Here is a 19975-nt window from a genome sequence, read left to right on the forward strand (position 1 = left end):
AACGTTTGTGATCTTCACAGGCTCGCCATTGGTGTCGCCAACTTTTAGGTTGCCGTTACCATCGTTAGAGATGATAGGACCGTTATCGCCGTATTGAACAGAGTCAAACTTCACGTCTTTTTTGGTTTTAAACTCGAAAGTTGCACCATCTTGGACGATTTCTAGGTTTTCGCCAGCGTTGAAAGTAACCATTTCGCCAGTTTTAACCAGTTTTTCCTCTGAACCTGAGTTTTCGCCATCAGTTTTGCCTGAGGTTACAAGGAAACCTGAGTTATTGATAGCGTCAGCGATGTCGCCTGCGGTAGCAAGAGCGTTAGGATTGGCAGGAGCTTCAACAGTACCGTTGGTGGCGTTGTTGGTTAGTGGTGTGGTGTTAGCAGCGATGTTACCGTTTTCATCAATTTTGATGGTGTCGCCATCAACTTTGGCAGCTACGTTGTAAACAGTAGAACCATCATCGTTGGTGCTGGTAGTTACGCTGATACCGTCGCCCTCTTCAACAGAAGTTTTGGCAGCGTTAAGTTGTGATACGTTCACAGCGTCGTTTGGCTCTTCGCCAGCAGCAACGTTTGTGATCTTGGTGTTACCTGCGTCAATGCCGTCTTGGTTAATGGTAACAGGACCTGCTTTTACGCTGTCAAATACCACGTCTTTGGCGGTAGCAAAAGTAAACTGAGCACCTTGTTGAACGATGGTCAGGTTATCGCCTGCTTCATAAGTGATGGTGCCGCCTGCTTTTACAGGAGTGCTTGCAAAATCACCGCCTGCGTTGTTGCCTGCACCGATGACATTAAAGCTAGCACTATTGATGGCGTCAACCACGTCATTAGCAGTCAAGTAGCTATTGTCGCCATTGGCTGGCTTGGCGATGGTGCCGTCTGGGTTCGTAGTCGGAGCAGTAGCGGTGTTTACGTTTACTTTTACGTTTGCACCACTTACTTCTACGGTTGTGCCTGTGCCGTTATTGAAGTTGAGTGTCTCGCCAGTATTGACAAGCTGGTCAGTACCGCCGATGGCAGTTGAATTATTGTTGGCACTTACTTTAAAGCCAGTTTTTCTGAGGTTGTCGGCAAGATTACCTGCGGTAACTAGACCAGTTTCGTTATTGACAGGTAGCACAGTACCGTTGGACACAGTAACAACCTCTTCGGTCTCTGGATCGGGGATATCTACGCCGATTTCATAACCGTTATCAATTTGATTGATTTTGATGCCAGTATCAGCTTTTAGGTGGAATGTATCGCCATTGACGATTTTTTTGTCAGTTGCAACGGAAGTAAACGTACCGCCGATGCTTGAACCGCCTAGCAAGAAGCCTGTATTATTTAACGCAGTGGCAAGAGATGAGGCATCTACATAGCTGTTACCTTGACCATCTGGCACACTAAATATCAGAGTATCGATATTTTGATCAAGGGTTGTCGTTGGTATGGTAGCATTAAAGCTAATCTTAGTTACGCCGTCTTTTTCGGTGGTAACGTTCGCTGTGGTGTTTGTACCGTTTACAAACTGAATGCTCTCGCCAGGGGTTACGACACCACGAGTTGCCCCACCGTTATCTAGGACTTTGAAGCCTTCGTTGATGTAGCTGTTTAGGGCTGAGATAGCATCGCCTACATTATTGGCAGGAGCGCCTGTCACTTGCGTATTACCGTTACCAGAGGTGGCTGGGTCTGATGAGCCTTTGTAGATGTTGTAGGTTGGGGCTGTGTAGGTGTTAGTTACAGGGTCATAACTTGCGCCGCCACCGAGTGAGTCGGTGTTACCCTGAGACCACTTAGTGAAGTCCTCAACCATCAAATAAAGCTGTGAGCCGTTGATGGCGTCGGTAGAGGTGTCAGAGATTTCGCCTGCGGCAACGTTGATAAGACGACGCTCTGCACCTTCTGCACCCACAGAGACGATACCAACAGGGGTAGCCCCTGCAAAACCTGAATAAGTGATGCCCTCAACGGTCGCAGTATCAACTGTTTTTAGTTCGCCAGCAGCAGTGGTAGCTGATGTCTCGGCACTGTCGTTGCCTAAGATGACGTTATTTTCAGCGGTGGCGGTTACGTTATTACCCACGACAAAGGTTTTGTCACCACTGATGGTGTTGTTATTACCCAAGGAATAGGAACGAGAACCTGAGATGGTAGTCGGATCACCGAATGCACCAGAATAGTCGCCTGTTACGATGTTTCCATATCCAAATGCGATGGATTGGGTGCCTTTTGCCTTAGAGCCTGTACCAAAGGCAATAGCATCTTGACCACTGGCTTCAGTCTGTACGTCAGCAACGTAGTTGGTAGCAACCTGTGCACTTGTGCCACCTGATACGTTACTAGTGGTACTACCACCCCAAGCTGATGGGTTACCGATGGCAATAGCTCGCTCACCTGTGGCAGTGGCGGAGTGACCCATGGCGATGGCGGCTGCGCCTGATGCACGAGCAACATTACCATACGACTGCGAATAATCACCTGTGGCAGTGGACTGACGACCGATGGTAACAGAGGTATTACCTGATGAATATGCCGCCTGACCGACAGCGATACCAGCAATACCTGATACAGTGGATAGGGCACCAACTGCCACACCCAACCCAATAGTGCCAGCGTCTGCATCCGATCCAATGGCAACCGCACCTGCACGTGCCTTGGCGTTTTTACCAACAGCAACTGACTGGGTTAAGGCAGTTGTATTACCAGACTTAATGAAGTTTCCACTACCATCTACTTTGTTGACAAGATAATGATCTGGGTTTTTACGGTCTTGGTGGGCAACTGCGAGAGTCGCCGCAGAATCCACACCGATAGCGATACTGCCTGTTTCATCAATAGTAGTACCAGTAGTAGAGCCTGCTTTGGCATTGGTGCCGATAGCGATGGTGTCTTTTTGGTAAGCATACGCAGCATTACCAATGGCAGTAGAGCTGACTCCTTGGGCATTGGCTGTATTACCCATTGCCAGTGAGTTGACGTTGTGTGCCTTAGAATTATTACCAATGGCGATGGCATTAGCGACACCGCTTATATGCTCTCCGGTCAGTAGTCTGGCTTGGTCAGCCTTAGCACGGCGTAGCTCATCTTCGGCATCACGAAATGCAATATCCGCCTCTGCCATTTGATCTCTTAGCTCACTGACAACACGAGGATTGGATGTCTTAGCGTTCCACGCTGCGATATACTCTGCTTGCTTAGCATCACGAGCATCTTTTTTGGTATTATAATCTGCTTGTGCTGCTTCTACTCGTGCATTCACAGCTGTCTGTTCAGATGCTAGATAGCCACCTGCTTGGGCGTTATTACCCACTGCGATAGTGCTATTACCAACAGCGTGAGTCTGATAACCAACAGATATGGCGTTTGCAGATGCTGTCCCACGACCTGTGGTGGCTTCACGACCCACCGCCAAGGCGTTTTGACCAAGAGCAGATGCCTGATGACCGATAGCCTGAGCACCACCAGCACCAGAACCATTATTAGACACATAAGCTCTTGCACCCACCGCCATACTATCTGTCGCCAATGCTTGAGCAAGCGTACCTATCGCAATACCTGTATTGTTACCATTGATGCCAGTACGAGCAGCAGTACCGATTGCCATCTTACCCAAATGCATGTTTTGTGGGCCTGAGGCACTACCTGGGTCTGCAGTAGTATAAGCACCAAATGCCACACTCGGACCTGCGGTAAAAGTCTTGTAACCAACACCAACCGAGAAAGCATCTTGAGCACCGCCCCCAATCTGAGCACCGTTACCAATACCAACGCTGGCACCACCACCTGTACTAAGATCTTGTCTTGCACCACTAAACTCTCTATCACCTGTGTTGGCACCGTTAGTACCAATCATGATAGAGTCAGCATACGCAAGACCAGCGGCGGTACTACCGATGCTGATGTTACGATGACCTGTACTGGTATCTGTTACAGAAGAACCAGCCTGAATATGAATGTTGCCGTTGGTACTGGTTGTATCAGTCACAGCTGCATTCGCTACCCCCACCGATGCCGCTACGGCAGTCAGTGCAAATAGCTTGGCAAATTTACCAGCGACCGATGATGAGCCAACTGAGCCAGAGCTTGACTTGCCGTGGGCTCTGGCATACTCAGTAACAGCCACGAAGGTGTTTGTTGCTTTACAAAACACCACTTTATAGATATGGTTCATATAGAACGCTCCTTAAATAACCCGATATGGGACTTACTAATTTTCTCCCCCCCCCCCCCTCTTTTGAGAAATTGGGCAAGGAAGGTAAACACGCATGAAATCAGTGTTTAGTATATTTTACAATAAACTAGGGCAGATTTCACGTGATATTTATACCGATAACAAAAGCGATACATACACATGAGTGTTACATTGTTCATGTATCAGCAATGTTGGGGACGATTTCGCTAAATATGCTGCAAGAAGTGTGCCAATTTGGGCGGTTATGGCATCTTACCCAGTCAAGATGCTGTTTTTGGAACTGGTAGCCACTCATAAATCCCCCAAGCCTAAGCCATCGCAGACCATGAACCATGAATGAGCTGAAAATGGCGAGGCTAGCAGTCATTTTGATATTTTTGGCGTAAAAAACCAAAAATAACAACCCACCGTCCAAAGCCTCATCAGGCTCATCATCTGATGTGCATCAACTGATGATTTATCCTTTTAAAAATTGTGGAAAAGGTGTAGAATATCCTTATTCCAAATATAAGGCTTGACCGTGTGTGGTTATGCCAAAGCCGGTGTTTTTGTTATTTGGGTCGTGATTGTGTGGTAAAAATAACAAAAACACCAAATACCCAGCCAAAGGCAGATTTGCCACCAAAGCTAAGGTGATGATTATGTCAGAACAACAAAAAAAACCCAATGAAGTCTCACAGACCACCGACAATCCACAACCTGCCGATGTTTCGCCTGCCACTGATGATAGCCCCAAAAAAACAAAAAAAATAAAACCGCCACCAGAAAAGCGTATTCCGCACTCAAAAGTGATGGACGCCACCAAAAAGCTCATTCACCCACGCTTTGTTACGGGTAAATACCAAAAAATCCGTCTTGTGAGCATGTACACCATCTTGGCGGGGTTTTTGATATTGCCATGGCTACGCTGGAACGGTCATCAGGCAGTTCAATTTAACGTTGCCGAAGCGAAGTTTTTTATCTTTGGGGCGACATTCATGCCTCAGGATTTTTATTTCTTTGCGTTCATCTTTATGATTGCCGCCTATACCCTGTTTATGGTAACCATCTATGCAGGGCGTGTGTTCTGTGGTTATGCTTGTCCGCAGACCATCTACGTACACCTATACCAACATGTCGAAAAATGGGTGCTGGGCGAGCGTAACCAACGCATGAAATTCGACAAAGAGCCGATGAGTGCCAAAAAACTCGCCAAAAAAGTACTTATCCACGCCATCTGGGGTGTGATGAGTATGATTACTGCCATGACCTTTATCTCGCTCGTGGTGGGGACGGATTATTTGTTTTTTAATGGGGCGACACCGTTTTTTATGGGGTGGAGTAAGATTACGTGGATTTTCTTTGGTATCATCACGTTTGTTACTCACATGAATGCAGGCTATATGCGTGAACATATGTGCGTTCATTTTTGTCCTTATGGGCGTTTTCAGTCTGTGATGTTTGATAAAGACACGCTACTTGTCTCCTATGATTATGATCGAGGCGAGCCACGTGGCGCTCGCAAAAAAGGCGACCACCCAGAGGGTTATGGCGACTGTGTGGACTGCACCATGTGTGTACAAGTGTGTCCTACTGGTATCGACATTCGTGATGGTCTACAAGTAGAATGTATCCAATGTGCCGCCTGTATCGACGCCTGTAACGAAATCATGGATAAGGTCGGCTATCCACGTGGTTTGGTTCGCTACACCACCGAACGTCAGCTTGTCCACAAAGAAAAAACCAAAATCATCGGTTTTCGTATCTTTGCCTACATCTTTATGCTGACGGCACTCATCACCACAGCGACCATCGTGGCGACCACACGCAACCCCCTAGAACTGGAAGTGAACCACAACCGCAAACAAATCACCGTCATCGGACGTGATGGCATGGTCGAAAATAGCTATGTCCTAAAAATCGTCAACAAAACTGACGAAAAACAAGTCTATAAGGTCAAGCTAGAACCTGTGGAGGGTCTAACCCTAAAATCTCGCTTCAAGGAACTACCCCTAAAAGCCAATGAGCCTTATGGTTGGCCTGTGAGTGTCTTTGGCGACCCTGATAAGATTAGTGCAGGCGATACGCCAGTAACCTTTACGGTATACACCGAAGACGGAAAATACACGGCAAGCGCCCAAGACATATTCGTCTACGAACCAAAAACCAAAAAATAAGCCAGTCAAAAGCCCTATCTAGTGATGGGGCTTTTTGGTTTTTTATATAAATTTAGGATTTTGGTAAGGTTGCACCGTTCATGCGTTTCATGATGATGCGTTTTTTGGCGTGTAGGCGAGGGTTTTTGGGGTTTTTTTGATAGTATTTGGGGTTTGGCAGCATGCTGATGAGTAGTGCCGACTGCTCAGCGGAGAGGTTTTTGGCGGATTTACCATAATAATGCTGTGCCGCCGCTTCAATGCCATAGATGCCATTGCCAAATTCCACCACATTTAGATACACCTCCAAAATCCGTCTTTTGCTCCACATTTGCTCCATCATGACTGTGATGATGGCTTCCTCGCCTTTTCGTATGTAGGAGCGATGAGAGGTCAAAAATAGGTTTTTGGCAAGTTGCTGAGTGATGGTCGAACCGCCCATCGACACAGTACCTTTTGATTCGTTGGTCTTGATGGCTCGCTCGATGCCGTCCATATCAAACCCTCTATGGGTGGCAAATTTAGCGTCCTCGCTCGCCACCGCTGCTCGCTTGACATTCACAGAAATATCATCATAATCCACCCACACCTGACGCACCTGACCACCTGACAGGCGATGAGAGAGCATAAACATCGAATGATTGACAGGCATGCTCTGCCACACACCAAGCAACGCCCCCACCAGCAGATGAAAACCCAAAAACAACACCAGTATGGGTGCCATCAGCCACCGCCAAAGCCCGCCTAACCAACCACGCTTTTTGGGAGGGGGAGGCACATCAGAAGGCAACTGGGCAGGTGGGGGGATTTTGTTATCAGACATATCATCAATAAACTGTGGTAAAATGGCTTATTTTACAAGATTTTTATCAGTTTTGGTGTAATTTTTATGCATGCCATCGACCACCTAAAAAAACTAAGCACCGACCGCTTCGCCCTCTCCACCCTAAGTCGCCATGAATTTGACAAGATTCACAAAGAGCTACTTGCCATGTTCCCCCCCAACTCGCCAAGCCACAACCAAATAGCACAATCAAACACCGCAAAAGACTGGTATCTTTTGGGGACTGATGGCTGTCATCTGTGCCACCTCAGCCACGACATGCTCGCCAAAGCACGCACCATCTCCCCAGACATGCCCTCCATTTATGACATTGACATCATTGATGGCGATGACATGCTTGTGGAGGTATTTGGTAAAATTATCCCTGTTTTGCTCACGCCTTGTCATTTGCTGTGCTATCCTTTTGGCGTGATGGACATCGTGATGCTTGCAAAAAATTAATCAACCAAAACTGCCTCGCCTGCCAAAGCCACAAAAAACTGGGGTTTTATTTCTTGCCAAATTGTAAATGACGTCATAAAAATTCAACACGCCCTATTTATTTTTGTGTCATTTTTGAGTAAAATTGCTGTTTTGGTGTCTTTTAAATGAGATTTATCATAATTTGTGATTGTTTTTCATTGTAATACTTGAATAAATTCACACCAAAAACTTGTGGTCATGAAGCCACAAAACAAAAATATCATCGTATGTATGTGGGCAAGCATCGCCCAATCTTACAACAAAGGAGTGTCTATGACCTTTTTAGCATTATTACCGATTTTGGTGGTTTTTGTGTTGCTGGTTGTCATGCGACTGCCCGCAAAAGTTGCTATGCCGATTGCGTATTTGGCGACAGCTCTACTTTCTTTGTTTGTCTGGCAAACAGCTGGCAACCAAGTGGCGGCAGCGACCATTCATGGCGTATTGACCGCTGTTAACGTCCTATTTATCGTCTTTGCTGCCGTTTTGCTTTTGAATACCATCAAAGAAAGCGGTGCGATTGTCGCCATTCGTCAAGGTTTTATGGGTATCTCGCCTGACCGCCGTGTACAGATGATTATCGTAGCGTGGCTGTTTGGCTCACTCATCGAGGGTTCAACAGGTTGGGGTACGCCATCTGCTGTTGGCGCTCCGTTGCTACTGGCTTTGGGCTTTCCTGCAATGGCGTGTGTGATGGCGATTTTGATTATCCAGTCCACACCAGTATCCTATGGGGCGGTGGGTACGCCGATTTTGGTGGGGGTCAAATCAGGTCTTGAAAACAAAGAAGATGTTACGGGTGCTATCGGCACGCAAGGCATTGATTTTATGCAATACATCGTACAAATCGGTGCTAATGTAGGCTTTATCCATGCTGTTGTGGGTACGCTGATTCCTTTGCTTCTTTGCTGTTTCTTGACCAAATTCTTTGGCGAAAAACGCTCGTTCCGTCAAGGTTTTGAGGCTCTGCCATTTGCCATCTTTGCAGGGCTTGCCTTTACCATACCGTATTATCTTACCGCCAAATTGGTCGGTCCAGAACTGCCCTCTTTGCTTGGTTCTGTGATCGGTCTTGCTATTGTGGTTACTGCCGCCAAAAAAGGCTTCTTAACCCCCAAAAACACCTTTGATTTTGAAAGCCGTGATAAGTGGGAAGAAGAATGGAAAGGTACACTACCAGCAACCACCGTTGACGCCAACGAAGTGGCAAAATTCTCCGCCCTAAAAGCTTTTTCGCCTTATCTTTTGGTCATCGGTATTTTGGTGGCAACTCGTACCATCAAACCCTTAAAAGACTGGCTCAGTAACAATGCCGTCATTACGTTTAGCAATATCCTAGACACGTCCATCACTAACAAAACTCAACTTTTGTATTCGCCTGCCACCGTGCTACTTTTGGTATCCATCATCAGCATCTTTATTTTTGGCATGAAAGGCGACACCGTGAAGAAAAGTTGGAGTGCCTCTGGCAAAACCATGATTGCGGCAGCTCCTGCCCTGCTTTTCTCCATTCCTATGGTACAAGTGTTCATCAACTCTGGCACGCCTGCCGATGTCGCCGAGCCGATTCTTGCCATGCCAAAAGTGCTGGCAGCAGGGGCAGCTGATGTCTTTGCAGGAGCGTGGCCACTCTTTGCTCCTTGGATTGGGGCGTTGGGGGCGTTCATCGCTGGCTCAAACACCGTATCAAACATGATGTTTAGTCATTTTCAATGGAGTACCGCCACTCAGATTGAGCTTGATGTCGCTGATGCCAGCCAAGTGGTTGCCTTGCAAGCGGTGGGTGGTGCAGCAGGCAACATGATTAGCGTACATAACGTGGTTGCTGCTTGTGCGGTTGTGGGCATGGTCAACCGTGAGGGCTTGATTATCCGTAAGACGCTCATTGCGATGACGTATTATGTCATTCAAGCAGGTCTTGTGGGTATGGCACTCATCTTTAACCCTGTGTGGTGGATTGGTGCGGTCATCTGGCCTGTGGTGTTTTTTGGTGGCATGAGCATACTCGGCAAAAGCTCAGAGCGTGCCTGATTAACACCCGCCAAGCAAAAAGGGATTAGCCTCCCTTTTTGTTTTTATGGCTGACAGTACTCTATAAACCCCTATGTTTATTTGATAAATTATTGTAAAATACACCATTTTAAAATCACATACCAAACATGATATATTCATGAACACCAAACAAAGGCTATCTTATGGCAGATTTAAGCAAAATTACCGAAATTGAAGATTTACGCCGTATCGCCGAGCGTAAAGTCCCTCGCATGTTCTATGACTATGTGGATTCAGGCTCGTGGACGCAGACCACCTACCGCAATAACGAAACCGACTTTGACCGCATTAAACTACGTCAGCGTGTACTGGTAAATATGGAAGGTCGCTCACTTGCTACCAAGATGATTGGGCAAGATGTGCATATGCCTGTTGCTATTGCCCCCACAGGCTTTACAGGCATGATGTGGGCAGATGGCGAGATTCACGCCGCTCGTGCCGCTGAAAAATTTGGCATTCCTTTTTCACTATCCACCATGAGCATCTGCTCCATTGAGGACGTGGCGGAAAATACCACCAAGCCTTTTTGGTTTCAGCTGTATGTCATGCGTGATAAGAAATTCATGGAAAATCTGATTCGCCGTGCCAAAGACGCAAAATGCTCTGCTCTGATTTTGACGGCAGACTTACAGGTACTTGGACAACGTCACAAAGACATCAAAAACGGCTTATCTGCACCACCTAAGCCCACCCTAACAAACATCATCAACCTCATGACAAAGCCCGAATGGTGCTTTAACATGCTTGGCACCAAACGCCACACCTTCCGAAACATCGTCGGTCATGCCGAAGGGGTTGGTGATTTATCCAGTCTATCATCATGGACATCAGAACAGTTCGACCCCAGCCTAAACTGGGACGATGTGGCTCGCATTAAGGATTTATGGGGAGGCCCTCTCATCATCAAAGGCATCATGGAGCCAGAAGATGCCATCTTAGCCGCCAAATCAGGGGCTGACGCCATGGTCATCTCAAATCACGGTGGTCGCCAACTTGATGGTGCACCCAGTTCTATCGCCGCCCTATCTGACTGCGTACAAGCAGTACAAGCTGAAAACTCAAACTGCGAAATCTGGCTAGATAGTGGCATTCGTTCAGGTCAAGACGTCCTAAAAGCCATCGCTTTGGGTGCAAAAGGCACGATGATTGGTCGCTCATTTTTGTACGGTCTAGGAGCTTATGGCGAAGATGGCGTACGCCGTGCCTTAGAAATCATCTACAAAGAATGCGACATCACAATGGCGTTTTGTGGTCATACTGACATTCATACCGTCAGTGAAGACATCTTTGTCAAAGGCACTTACGAAAACCTTAAAGTCTGTGACCCACACATCACGCCCATTCGCTGGTAACTCAACCAAAGCCACGTTCAGCGTGGCTTTTTGCTGGATATTGAAGTATTTTCACAGCCAAATACAGCTTAATCCCACCTAAGAAACCACCCTCTAAATCCAGCAAAATATTGTTATAAAATAACAATTTAACCATTTACCAACCAAAAAATAACTCAACAATCACGGCAATCCCTACCAAGCTCAATATACATCATAAATATACTACCATTTGGCGAAATTTATGCAAAAATTATGCCACAATGTTGTAAAATAGCAGAAATAATCCCAATTTTAATAAATTTACAAATCGACCTATGAGCCTCTCTTTTGGTTTGGGTGTTGGCTTAAATCAATCCCAAAAACTCACCCCGCAAATGCAACAGGCGATACGTCTTTTGGCGTTATCGCACCTTGAACTTGAACAAGAAATCCAAACCAAACTTGAAAACAACCCCCTGCTTGAACGCATAGACGATGATTTTGAGCGTGAAAGCTTTGAACATGCCGAACACCTCAGCCTTGATGATTGGACAAAAGATGGCTGGAATGATAATAATTGGCAAAAAAACAGTGATGTCAGCGATGACGGCTTTGAGGGAGAATTTGAGGGCGACAGTTATGATAAGCTCACAAATTCAGGACTTGACGATGAGGCAATGGACAGCGACTGGGATAATGTCTATACGCCTGACTTTGAGTATGATGGCGATTTTCGTGTATCAGGTCGGCACGATGATGAGCATGACTATCTTGGCGAGACGCATACCACCATTCAAGAGCATGTGCGTTTTCAGATGGGGTTTGTATCCCTAAACGATAAAGAAACACTTGTCTTGGACTACCTACTAGATGCAATGGACGACATCGGCTATATCCGCCTCAGCGTTGATGAGCTATACCATAATCTTAGTGTACTTGCCAGCTTCTATCAATGGGAGGACACCATCACACCTCCCCAAATCCTAGCCGTACTACAACACATTCAGTCTTGTTCTCCCACAGGTGTAGGAGCCAGAAATCTCTCTGAATGTCTACGACTACAACTTGACGAACTCTCAAAAAACAACCCAGAGTTACCATTTGCTGACGAAGCCTATATGGTGCTAGGCTCAACCAACTATCTAGAAACCAACAACATCAAAGCTCTCATACAAGCCACAGGTCTAAACCCTGACGAAATCAAAGGGGCTATGGATATTATTCGCACCCTAAACCCTGAACCCGCCTCTGAATTTTATCGCAACGAAAACAGATCCAACGACAGCATTGATATTCCTGACGTGCTGGTCATTGCCCTAGAACACTCCCAAAATAAATACACCAAAAAATCACTGGCACACACAGAGGATACTGACGCATGGCGAGTAACACTAAACCAAGACATCATTCCCAACCTACAAATCAACCAAGAATACGCCAGCCTCATTAAGAAAGGTGATGACAGCGATGACAACATTTATCTAAAAGACAAGCTGAATGACGCACGGTTATTCATTCGCAGTATCGATGAACGCAACCAAAACCTACTCAAAGTCGCCAGCTGTATCGTTCGTCGTCAGCAGGCATTTTTGGAGCGTGGCGTAGAAGCGATGACCCCCCTAACCCTAAAAAATGTCGCTGATGAAATTGGCTTGCATGAGTCCACCGTATCAAGACTGACCACCAACAAAACCATGCTGACACCACAGGGCTTATACCCCCTAAAATACTTTTTTTCATCAAGCGTTGGCAGTGATGATGGCGAGGTCTCCTCCACCGCCATCTGTGCTCAAATCCAAAATATGATACAAGCTGAAAACCCCAAAAAACCCCTATCTGATGCTCACATTACCAGCATTTTAGAATCACAGGGCATCAACATCTCACGGCGTACCGTTACCAAGTACCGTGAAGCGATGGGTATTTTATCCTCAACACTTCGCAAGCAAAAAATCTAACAAAAAAGGTGGGATAAGCCACCTTTTTTACCAACCCCCCAAAGGGGTTTTATTAGGAAGCGTCTTTTTGACGAATAAAGGCATAAATCACGCCTGTCAATACCGAACCCACCGCAATCGCCATCAGATACATCACAGGCTGCGTTACAAAGGGAATGACAAAAAGTCCACCATGTGGTGCCTGTAACCCAATACCCAGCCCCATTGAAATCGCCCCAGCAGTCGCCCCACCAATAATAGAAGCGATAATGACACGAGCAGGGTCAGCCGCCACAAAGGGCAATGCCCCCTCCGAAATAAAGCACAGTCCCAGCACAAAAGATGCTTTGCCTGCGTTACGCTGATTTTCATTAAATTTGTTCTTGGCAATCCAAGTGGCAATCGCCATGCCAATCGGCGGTACCATGCCCCCTGCCATCGCTGCCGCAATAGGGGTAAACACACCAGAGGCAATCATGCCAACTGAGAAGGTATAGGCTGCTTTATTAATTGGGCCACCCATATCAGTACACATCATTGCACCCAAAATGAGTCCCAAAATGACCGCATTGGCATCGTTCAAGGTTTTTAGCCATTCGGTCAATGCCGCCATGAGGCTTGCCACAGGTGGGTTAATGGCATAAACCATGAGCAACCCTGTGATGAGCGAGCCGAGTAATGGTAAAATCAAAATGGGTTTTAAGGAAGTTAAACTTGGTGGCAATTTAATAACATCATTTAAAAATTTGACGGTATAGCCCCCCAAAAATCCAGCGATGATACCACCCAAAATCCCTGCCCCTGCGGTGTTAGCAAGCATACCACCAATGAGACCCACCGCAAGCCCGGGTCTATCAGCAATGGAATACGCCACATAGCCTGCAAATACTGCAATCATCAAGGCAAAGGCACTACCACCACCAATGTCCATGAGTGCTTTGGGTAGTCCCATCGCAATGTTTGGGTCTTTGAACGCCTCAATACCAAACATGAATGACATGGCGATGAGCAAGCCTCCTGCCACGACAAGCGGCAGCATGTGCGACACGCCCGTCATTAGGTGCTGATAAACACCCTTTTTTTCGTCCAATTGAGGAGTTGTATTGGCTGTTTGACCATCACCATAAATGCTTGCTTGCTCAAACGCCTTTTCAAATTCTTGGGCGGTTTTTTTGAGTGCTAAGCCTGTGGAGGTGCGGTACATTTTTTTACCAACGAATTTGGATAAATCCACATCAATGTCTGCCGCAACAAACACCAAATCCGCCTCCGCCACTTCCTCAGGCGTGATGGCATTGCCGACACCCACCTGACCACGAGTTTCGACTTTGACCTGCCAGCCTTGTGCTTTGGCATAATTTTCAATCGCCTCTGCCGACATAAAAGTATGAGCCACCCCTGTCGGACAAGCTGTTACCGCCACGATGTTGTAGGTGTCTTTTGGGGTATCCGCCTCATTGGAGGCTGACTGCTTGGTTTTTAATAATCCGTGCAGATATTCTGGGTTTAAAAAATCCGCTGAATGTAGTGCGTGTTTATTTAAATAAATGGTATTGGTGGTGTTTGTGCGCTCATCATCCACGATGATAATCGCCACATCTGCCGAGTTTGTCTCGCCAAATGCCGTCAATGCCGCCACGATGTTATTTTTTTGAAGACCTGCCAACAACTGCTTGGCAATCAGCAGTCCATGAGCAGAATTATCCGCCACGCTAATGGCGTAGGTTTTATTTGTGTTCATAAGGGATTGCCCTATTTAATAAATACCAAGATTTGATTGATACTCAACCTTGTGCCTGTCTGTGATTTTAGTATTTTACTCATCATGCCCAAAGCACAACGCATGAATCATAAGACGGCTACTTTTTGGATTTGTACTTGCTTGATTAATGAGGTCAAACGCTCGCCATCTGGCACGCCAACACCCACAATAGACACCGCATGTGCCGATAACGCCGTAGCACGAGCCAATACCACCTCTGGTGCTTCTCCTTGAAGTAGCCCAAAAATCATACCAGCCACAAAGGTGTCGCCCGCCCCAACCGTGCTTTTAACTTTCATGGTGGGAGGTACGGCATGGTAAAACTCACGCTCCTTGTCGCCACGTATCCAATGCACACCTTGACTACCCATTGATATAAAAATATGCTCAATATCACAGCCCAATTCATCAAATAACGCAACTTGCGATCCAAAATCGTCAGCACGCACACCAAAAGCTTCAAAAAGCTCGTCATTATTAGGCTTGATGAGCCAGAGCTTATGCTTTATGGCAACTTTGAGAGCCTCGCCGCTGACATCTACCGCCACTTTATCATGAACGTCTGTCAATAACGCCAAAAGATGCTCAAAGTCAGATAGCTCAAAGCCCACCGCCAAAGAGCCTGCCACAAGTACCGCATCGGCATTTTTTGCAAGTTTGGATACTCTGTCAAAAAAATGTAGTTTATCCATCTCTTCAACTACAAACCCACGTCCATTAACATCGGTAGTGCGACCTATGCCATAAAAATCATCGACCAGCTTGATGTTAGTACGAGTAATCCCTGCCACACGCTCAAACTCATCAATAAGCAGTCCTGCTTCTCCTTGATGGTGTAAAGCCTCACGAACGTCAAAGAATTTTTTAAAAATCCCATCGTTATCCGCCCCCAAAAATCCTGTGGCAACGGCATTCATGCCCAAATCTGATAAAACATGCGCACCATTTAGTGCCTTACCAGCGGCATTTAGCTGACTTGATGTGGCACGATTTACCGCACCTAGTGTCAACACATCAAGGCTTACTGTCATGTCAATGGCAGGATTTAGGGTAATACATAATACATTTTTTGTCATGATGACACTCCTGATGTTAAGGCGCGCACCTCATCAGCACTGGTGCAAGTTAGGGCTTTTTGGGCAAGAGTTTGGCAATGAGTCAGGTTCAACTCACGCACCAGAGCTTTTGTCAAAGCAATACTACCTACCGACATAGACAACTCATCTACACCAAGCCCAAGCAAAATCGGCACGGCACGCTCATCGCCTGCAAGCTCGCCACACACGCCCACCCATTTACCATGAGCGTGAGCGGCCTCCACCGTGCGATGAATCAGACGAAGCACACTAGGGTGCAAGCCATCAGCATCTTTTGAGAGTGTGGCATGTCCACGATCGATGGCAAGCGTATATTGAGTCAAGTCGTTAGTACCGATACTAAAAAAGTCCACTTCTTTGGCAAAAACGTCCGCCATCAATGCCGCACTTGGCACTTCTATCATGATACCCACTTGCAAGCGGTCATGTGGATATTGCTCCAACACCTTATCCAAAATCGCTTTTGCTTCTTGCCATTCCTCTAAGCGTCCCACCATAGGGAACATGATACGCAAATCACGCCCTTTGGAAGCCTTGATGAGAGCAATGAGCTGATTTTCGAGCAATTTGGGCTGTTTTAGGGTTAGACGAATGCCGCGCACCCCCAAAAATGGGTTTTCTTCGGCAGGAATGGGCAAATAAGGCAAAGGTTTATCTCCGCCCACATCAAGCGTACGCACCACAAGCGGACGACCATCTAAGGCATCAAACACTTGTGTATAATCCGCCACCTGCGTATCAATATTAGGTACACTTTGATGGCTCATAAACACAAGCTCAGTACGCAGTAGCCCCACCGCTTCTGCACCGCCATCTACCGCCATTTTGGTGTCATGAACATTGCCTAAGTTTACCGCAATCTCCACTTGATGACCATCTTGTGTGATGGCAGGATTTAAGGCGTTTTTGGTGGCCAAAGCCTTACGCTCTTGGTGGGCGATTTGTTCTTGGTGGGCGATTTGCACCATGTCATCATTAGGCGAAAGCACAAACCAACCCTTACCCCCATCCAACAAAATACGCTCGCCATTTTCGATGTCAAGTACGCTCACGCCTGCCCCCACGATTGCAGGAATGCCTAAGGCTCGTGCCACGATGGCACTATGAGAACTGGCTCCGCCCACTGCTGTAATAATCCCTGCCACACGCTTGGCATCTAGGCGTGCCACATCTGAGGGCAATAAATCTTCCTTAATCAACACATAAGGCGTATCTGGCTCATCAGCTGATGTCTGCCCTGTCAATTTAACAAGCACCTTATGTCCAATATCTCTTAAATCCGCTGCACGCTCCGCCAATAAACGGTTAGCAAGCGACTCTTGGGTTTTGGCAAGTTGTTCAATATGAGCATGCCACGCTGCTGCTGCCGACAAGCCATCATCGATGCCGTCTTTGGCTCCATGAGTAACCTCTTCGTCCTCCAAAAGTGCGATGTGGGCTGTAAAAATCTTGGCAATAGACATTTTTTTGGCGTTTTGTACGATGAGTTTGAGTTCATCTTTTACTACTGCGATGGCGTTTTGCAAGCTTTGCCACTCGCTGTCTTTGTCGCCACCTTGCACAGCATATTCAAAACGTGTTTGACGCACCACAAATGCCTCTGCCACCGCAAGTCCTACCGATGCGGGTGTTGCATGAGTGTATTCGCCCTTGATGATAGGATTTTTATCAGAAAAATCAATGACTTCTTGATTTGAATGTGCCGTCTCTTGGATAGGGGTTATCTCCTCGCCAAGACCATTTTTAACCGCCTCAATCAATCTTGGTAGATAATCCACCGCATCTGTATCAGGCTCGGCGATAAAAGTGAGCGTCTGACCACGTGTCGCCCCAAGCGATAAAAGACGTGTCAGACTTTTGGCAGAAACATACGCCCCTGTATCGACTGCCACTTTTAGCTCGCCCACCGCTCCTTTGGCGATGTCTGATAGCACTGTGGCTGGGCGTGCGTGCAGACCGTGAGCATTGGCAAGCACCACGCTAGATGACGGCCAGCTTTGGGCTTTTTGTGCCGATAGCCTTGATGAAAGCTCGCTCATGCTCATGCTAGGTAGTGCATTTTGAAAATCGAGCGACAGTAGCACATCATAAATATTTGATAGCTTTTCGGCATGAACGTGCTGATTACTGGCAATCACAGCCAACGCTTGTACCTTATCATCGCCAAAGAGCAGGGGATTTTTGGCAACCACCAACGACAAAGCAGGCTCTGACACCAGCTCATCATGCTCTAAGGTGGTACACAGTATGTTTGATAATCTGGTAAAAGCTGGACGAATGCCTACGGTACTTGCCAATTTACCTTGATTTTTAAGCAGATTTACTGCCGTCAAATACAGCTCATCAACATCACGTGCAGACACATCTACTTGAAGCAGACTTTCATGTACATCAAAAGCACATTCTTTATTGACACCGCTAATGATGGCGATAATTTCATCGGCGTTTTTGGCGTTCTTAACATCATCTGCCACATCATCGCCTAAGGCTCGTGTCAGCATTTTTAAAATAGATAAATGCTCATCAGACTTAGCACAAATCCCCACCAATAAATACGCTCGCTCTCCCTCATCATTCCACACCACCCCATCAGCAAAATGCACCAAACGCACCCCTGTATTTATGACACAGCTTCGTGAATCTGGCGTACCGTGCGGAATGGCAATGCCCTGACCCAGATACGTGCTACTTTGCCCCTCTCTGTCTTTTAGCCCGTTTAGATAGTCAGGTGTGGCAAGATTGTCATCACTAAACATCTGTGCAATGATGGATAACGCCTCGTCTTTATTGGCTGCCTGTGCATTCATTCGCACATCATTGGCGGTAAGATTGAGCATAATATTCCTTAGATTTTATGGGCTTAAAACCCCAAATTAAAACAGTCGAAAATTTATCCATTCTACCATACTTTTTTAAAATCAACAAAAAGCAAATGATTTTCTTTTAAGATGCCTAGCCCTCCTAGCCAATCAACACACCCAAAAGCACCATCTTTAATCGGACATAAAACTATTTTTAGGATTGACAAACCAAAAGTGTTAGGCTTGGTTGATTGCTAAAAAAGAAATGAATAATAAGAAGCAGATAAGTGTCTTGCAAAATACGTTACGGTTATTTTGACAGGTCTATGCCCCAAGCTGTTTTTGGGATTGTAGGAGCGACTGTGAATGAGCGTGGGTAAAATTTAGAATAAACATCACTTTTGTGTTGGTTGACAAACCTCATGAATCATACTGCAAAGCATGACATCAGCTTTATCAAAAGGGCTGTCTTTGGAGTGTTATATCGGGTGGCATAAGTATTTCTTAAAGAGACATAACAATGCTCAACACCCCCCCCCTATTTTTAAGCGATACGTCAAAATGAAGCATTGAGGAATAACAAAGCCTTGCTTAAACCCCCGCCCTAGACAGGATTGTCAATATCCACAAAAACCACTTCCATACCCAGAGCCTTTGTCACATGCTCGCCCAACGCACGAATACCGCCTCGCTCGGTGGCGTGATGACCCGCTCCAAAATAATCCACCCCAAGTTCCCTTGCTAGGTGCGTGGTACGTTCTGATGCCTCCCCAGAGACAAAAGCCTGACAACCCATCTGATACGCCTGCTCAATCATGTCCTGAGCACCGCCTGTACAGATGCCAATCTTGGTTAAAATCCGTGCAGGATTGGTGCTAATATGCAAAGGGGTACGCCCCAGCACTTTGGAGATTTTTTGAGCAAAATCCATTGATGAAATAGGCGAACAAGTAGCGACATTACCCACAGGGTATTTTTCGTGCGGATGCAACGCCCCTGTGATGGTTAAGTCAAGTTCATTTGCCAGCACAGCATTATTTCCCAGAACAGTATGAGCATCCAAAGGCAGATGGTAAGCAATGAGTGAGATACCATGCTCAAATAACGTCTTGATACGCTGACCTTTTATACCCACCAAAGGAGCAGGCTCGCCTCGCCAAAAATACCCATGATGCACCAGTATCGCCTGCGCTTCCAACGCTATCGCCTTATCAATGAGCGCTTGGCATGCTGTAACACCTGTTACTATCTTGTTAATCGGTGTGCCAGTATCCACTTGCAGTCCATTAGGGCAATAATCACTAAACTTATCAGCCTGCAACAGCTCATCACAAAATTTTGTCAAATCAATCGGAGTTATGGTCTTTTTCATGTGTCTACCTAATATTATTTCAAA

General features: G+C 46.4%; 11 protein-coding genes. 5 read left to right on the plus strand and 6 right to left on the minus strand.

All coding sequences use genetic code 11. The annotated features are described in order from the left end of the window. Nucleotides 1-4155: ESPR-type extended signal peptide-containing protein (locus Q4B79_RS04020; protein ID WP_303085144.1), on the minus strand; the 4155-nt coding region annotated here is incomplete at its 3' end. 812 nt (nucleotides 4156-4967) lie between these two features. Here Q4B79_RS04020 and ccoG point away from each other — a divergent pair. Continuing rightward, complete coding sequence (gene ccoG, locus Q4B79_RS04025) at nucleotides 4968-6332, plus strand: cytochrome c oxidase accessory protein CcoG (RefSeq protein WP_303085160.1); 1365 nt, start codon at nucleotides 4968-4970, stop codon at nucleotides 6330-6332. A 52-nt stretch (nucleotides 6333-6384) separates the two neighbouring features. On the opposite strand, the gene mtgA is transcribed toward ccoG, so the two are convergent. Next, nucleotides 6385-7035 carry a monofunctional biosynthetic peptidoglycan transglycosylase gene (gene mtgA, locus Q4B79_RS04030; RefSeq protein ID WP_303085161.1) on the minus strand — a complete coding sequence of 217 codons (651 nt, stop codon included), beginning with the start codon at nucleotides 7033-7035 and terminating at the stop codon, nucleotides 6385-6387. Between the two features lie 165 nt (nucleotides 7036-7200). Between mtgA and Q4B79_RS04035 the strand changes: the two genes are divergently transcribed. From Q4B79_RS04035 to rpoN, 4 genes are all read left to right on the plus strand, one after another. Next, complete coding sequence (locus tag Q4B79_RS04035) at nucleotides 7201-7596, plus strand: glutaredoxin family protein (RefSeq protein ID WP_303085145.1); 396 nt, start codon at nucleotides 7201-7203, stop codon at nucleotides 7594-7596. A gap of 294 nt (nucleotides 7597-7890) precedes the next feature. Next, a complete protein-coding gene (locus tag Q4B79_RS04040) occupies nucleotides 7891-9648 on the plus strand; it encodes an L-lactate permease (protein ID WP_303085146.1) in 1758 nt (585 codons plus the stop codon). A gap of 164 nt (nucleotides 9649-9812) precedes the next feature. Then, complete coding sequence (locus tag Q4B79_RS04045; RefSeq protein ID WP_303085147.1) at nucleotides 9813-11021, plus strand: alpha-hydroxy acid oxidase; 1209 nt, start codon at nucleotides 9813-9815, stop codon at nucleotides 11019-11021. Between the two features lie 296 nt (nucleotides 11022-11317). Next, nucleotides 11318-12940, plus strand: a complete 1623-nt coding sequence (rpoN, locus tag Q4B79_RS04050; protein ID WP_303085148.1) for an RNA polymerase factor sigma-54 — start codon at nucleotides 11318-11320, stop codon at nucleotides 12938-12940. A 52-nt stretch (nucleotides 12941-12992) separates the two neighbouring features. Here the strand turns inward: rpoN and Q4B79_RS04055 are convergent, their stop codons facing one another. The 4 genes from Q4B79_RS04055 to Q4B79_RS04070 form a co-directional block, all read right to left on the minus strand. Then, nucleotides 12993-14660 (minus strand): fructose-specific PTS transporter subunit EIIC, encoded by a 1668-nt coding sequence (locus Q4B79_RS04055; protein WP_303085149.1) that lies wholly within the window; start codon nucleotides 14658-14660, stop codon nucleotides 12993-12995. A 107-nt stretch (nucleotides 14661-14767) separates the two neighbouring features. After that, the gene (locus Q4B79_RS04060) at nucleotides 14768-15757 is read right to left on the minus strand and encodes a 1-phosphofructokinase family hexose kinase (RefSeq protein ID WP_303085150.1); all 990 of its coding nucleotides are present in this window, start codon (nucleotides 15755-15757) and stop codon (nucleotides 14768-14770) included. Further along, nucleotides 15754-18615, minus strand: coding sequence for a phosphoenolpyruvate--protein phosphotransferase (gene ptsP / locus Q4B79_RS04065; protein WP_303085151.1), 2862 nt, complete (start codon nucleotides 18613-18615; stop codon nucleotides 15754-15756). The genes Q4B79_RS04060 and ptsP overlap by 4 nt, the downstream gene beginning before the upstream one ends. A 568-nt stretch (nucleotides 18616-19183) precedes the next feature. Beyond that, nucleotides 19184-19951 (minus strand): Nif3-like dinuclear metal center hexameric protein, encoded by a 768-nt coding sequence (locus tag Q4B79_RS04070; protein ID WP_303085152.1) that lies wholly within the window; start codon nucleotides 19949-19951, stop codon nucleotides 19184-19186. Nucleotides 19952-19975: the final 24 nt, after the last annotated feature.

It is taken from the genome of Moraxella sp., from assembly GCF_030525845.1.
Taxonomy (GTDB): Bacteria; Pseudomonadota; Gammaproteobacteria; order Pseudomonadales; family Moraxellaceae; genus Moraxella.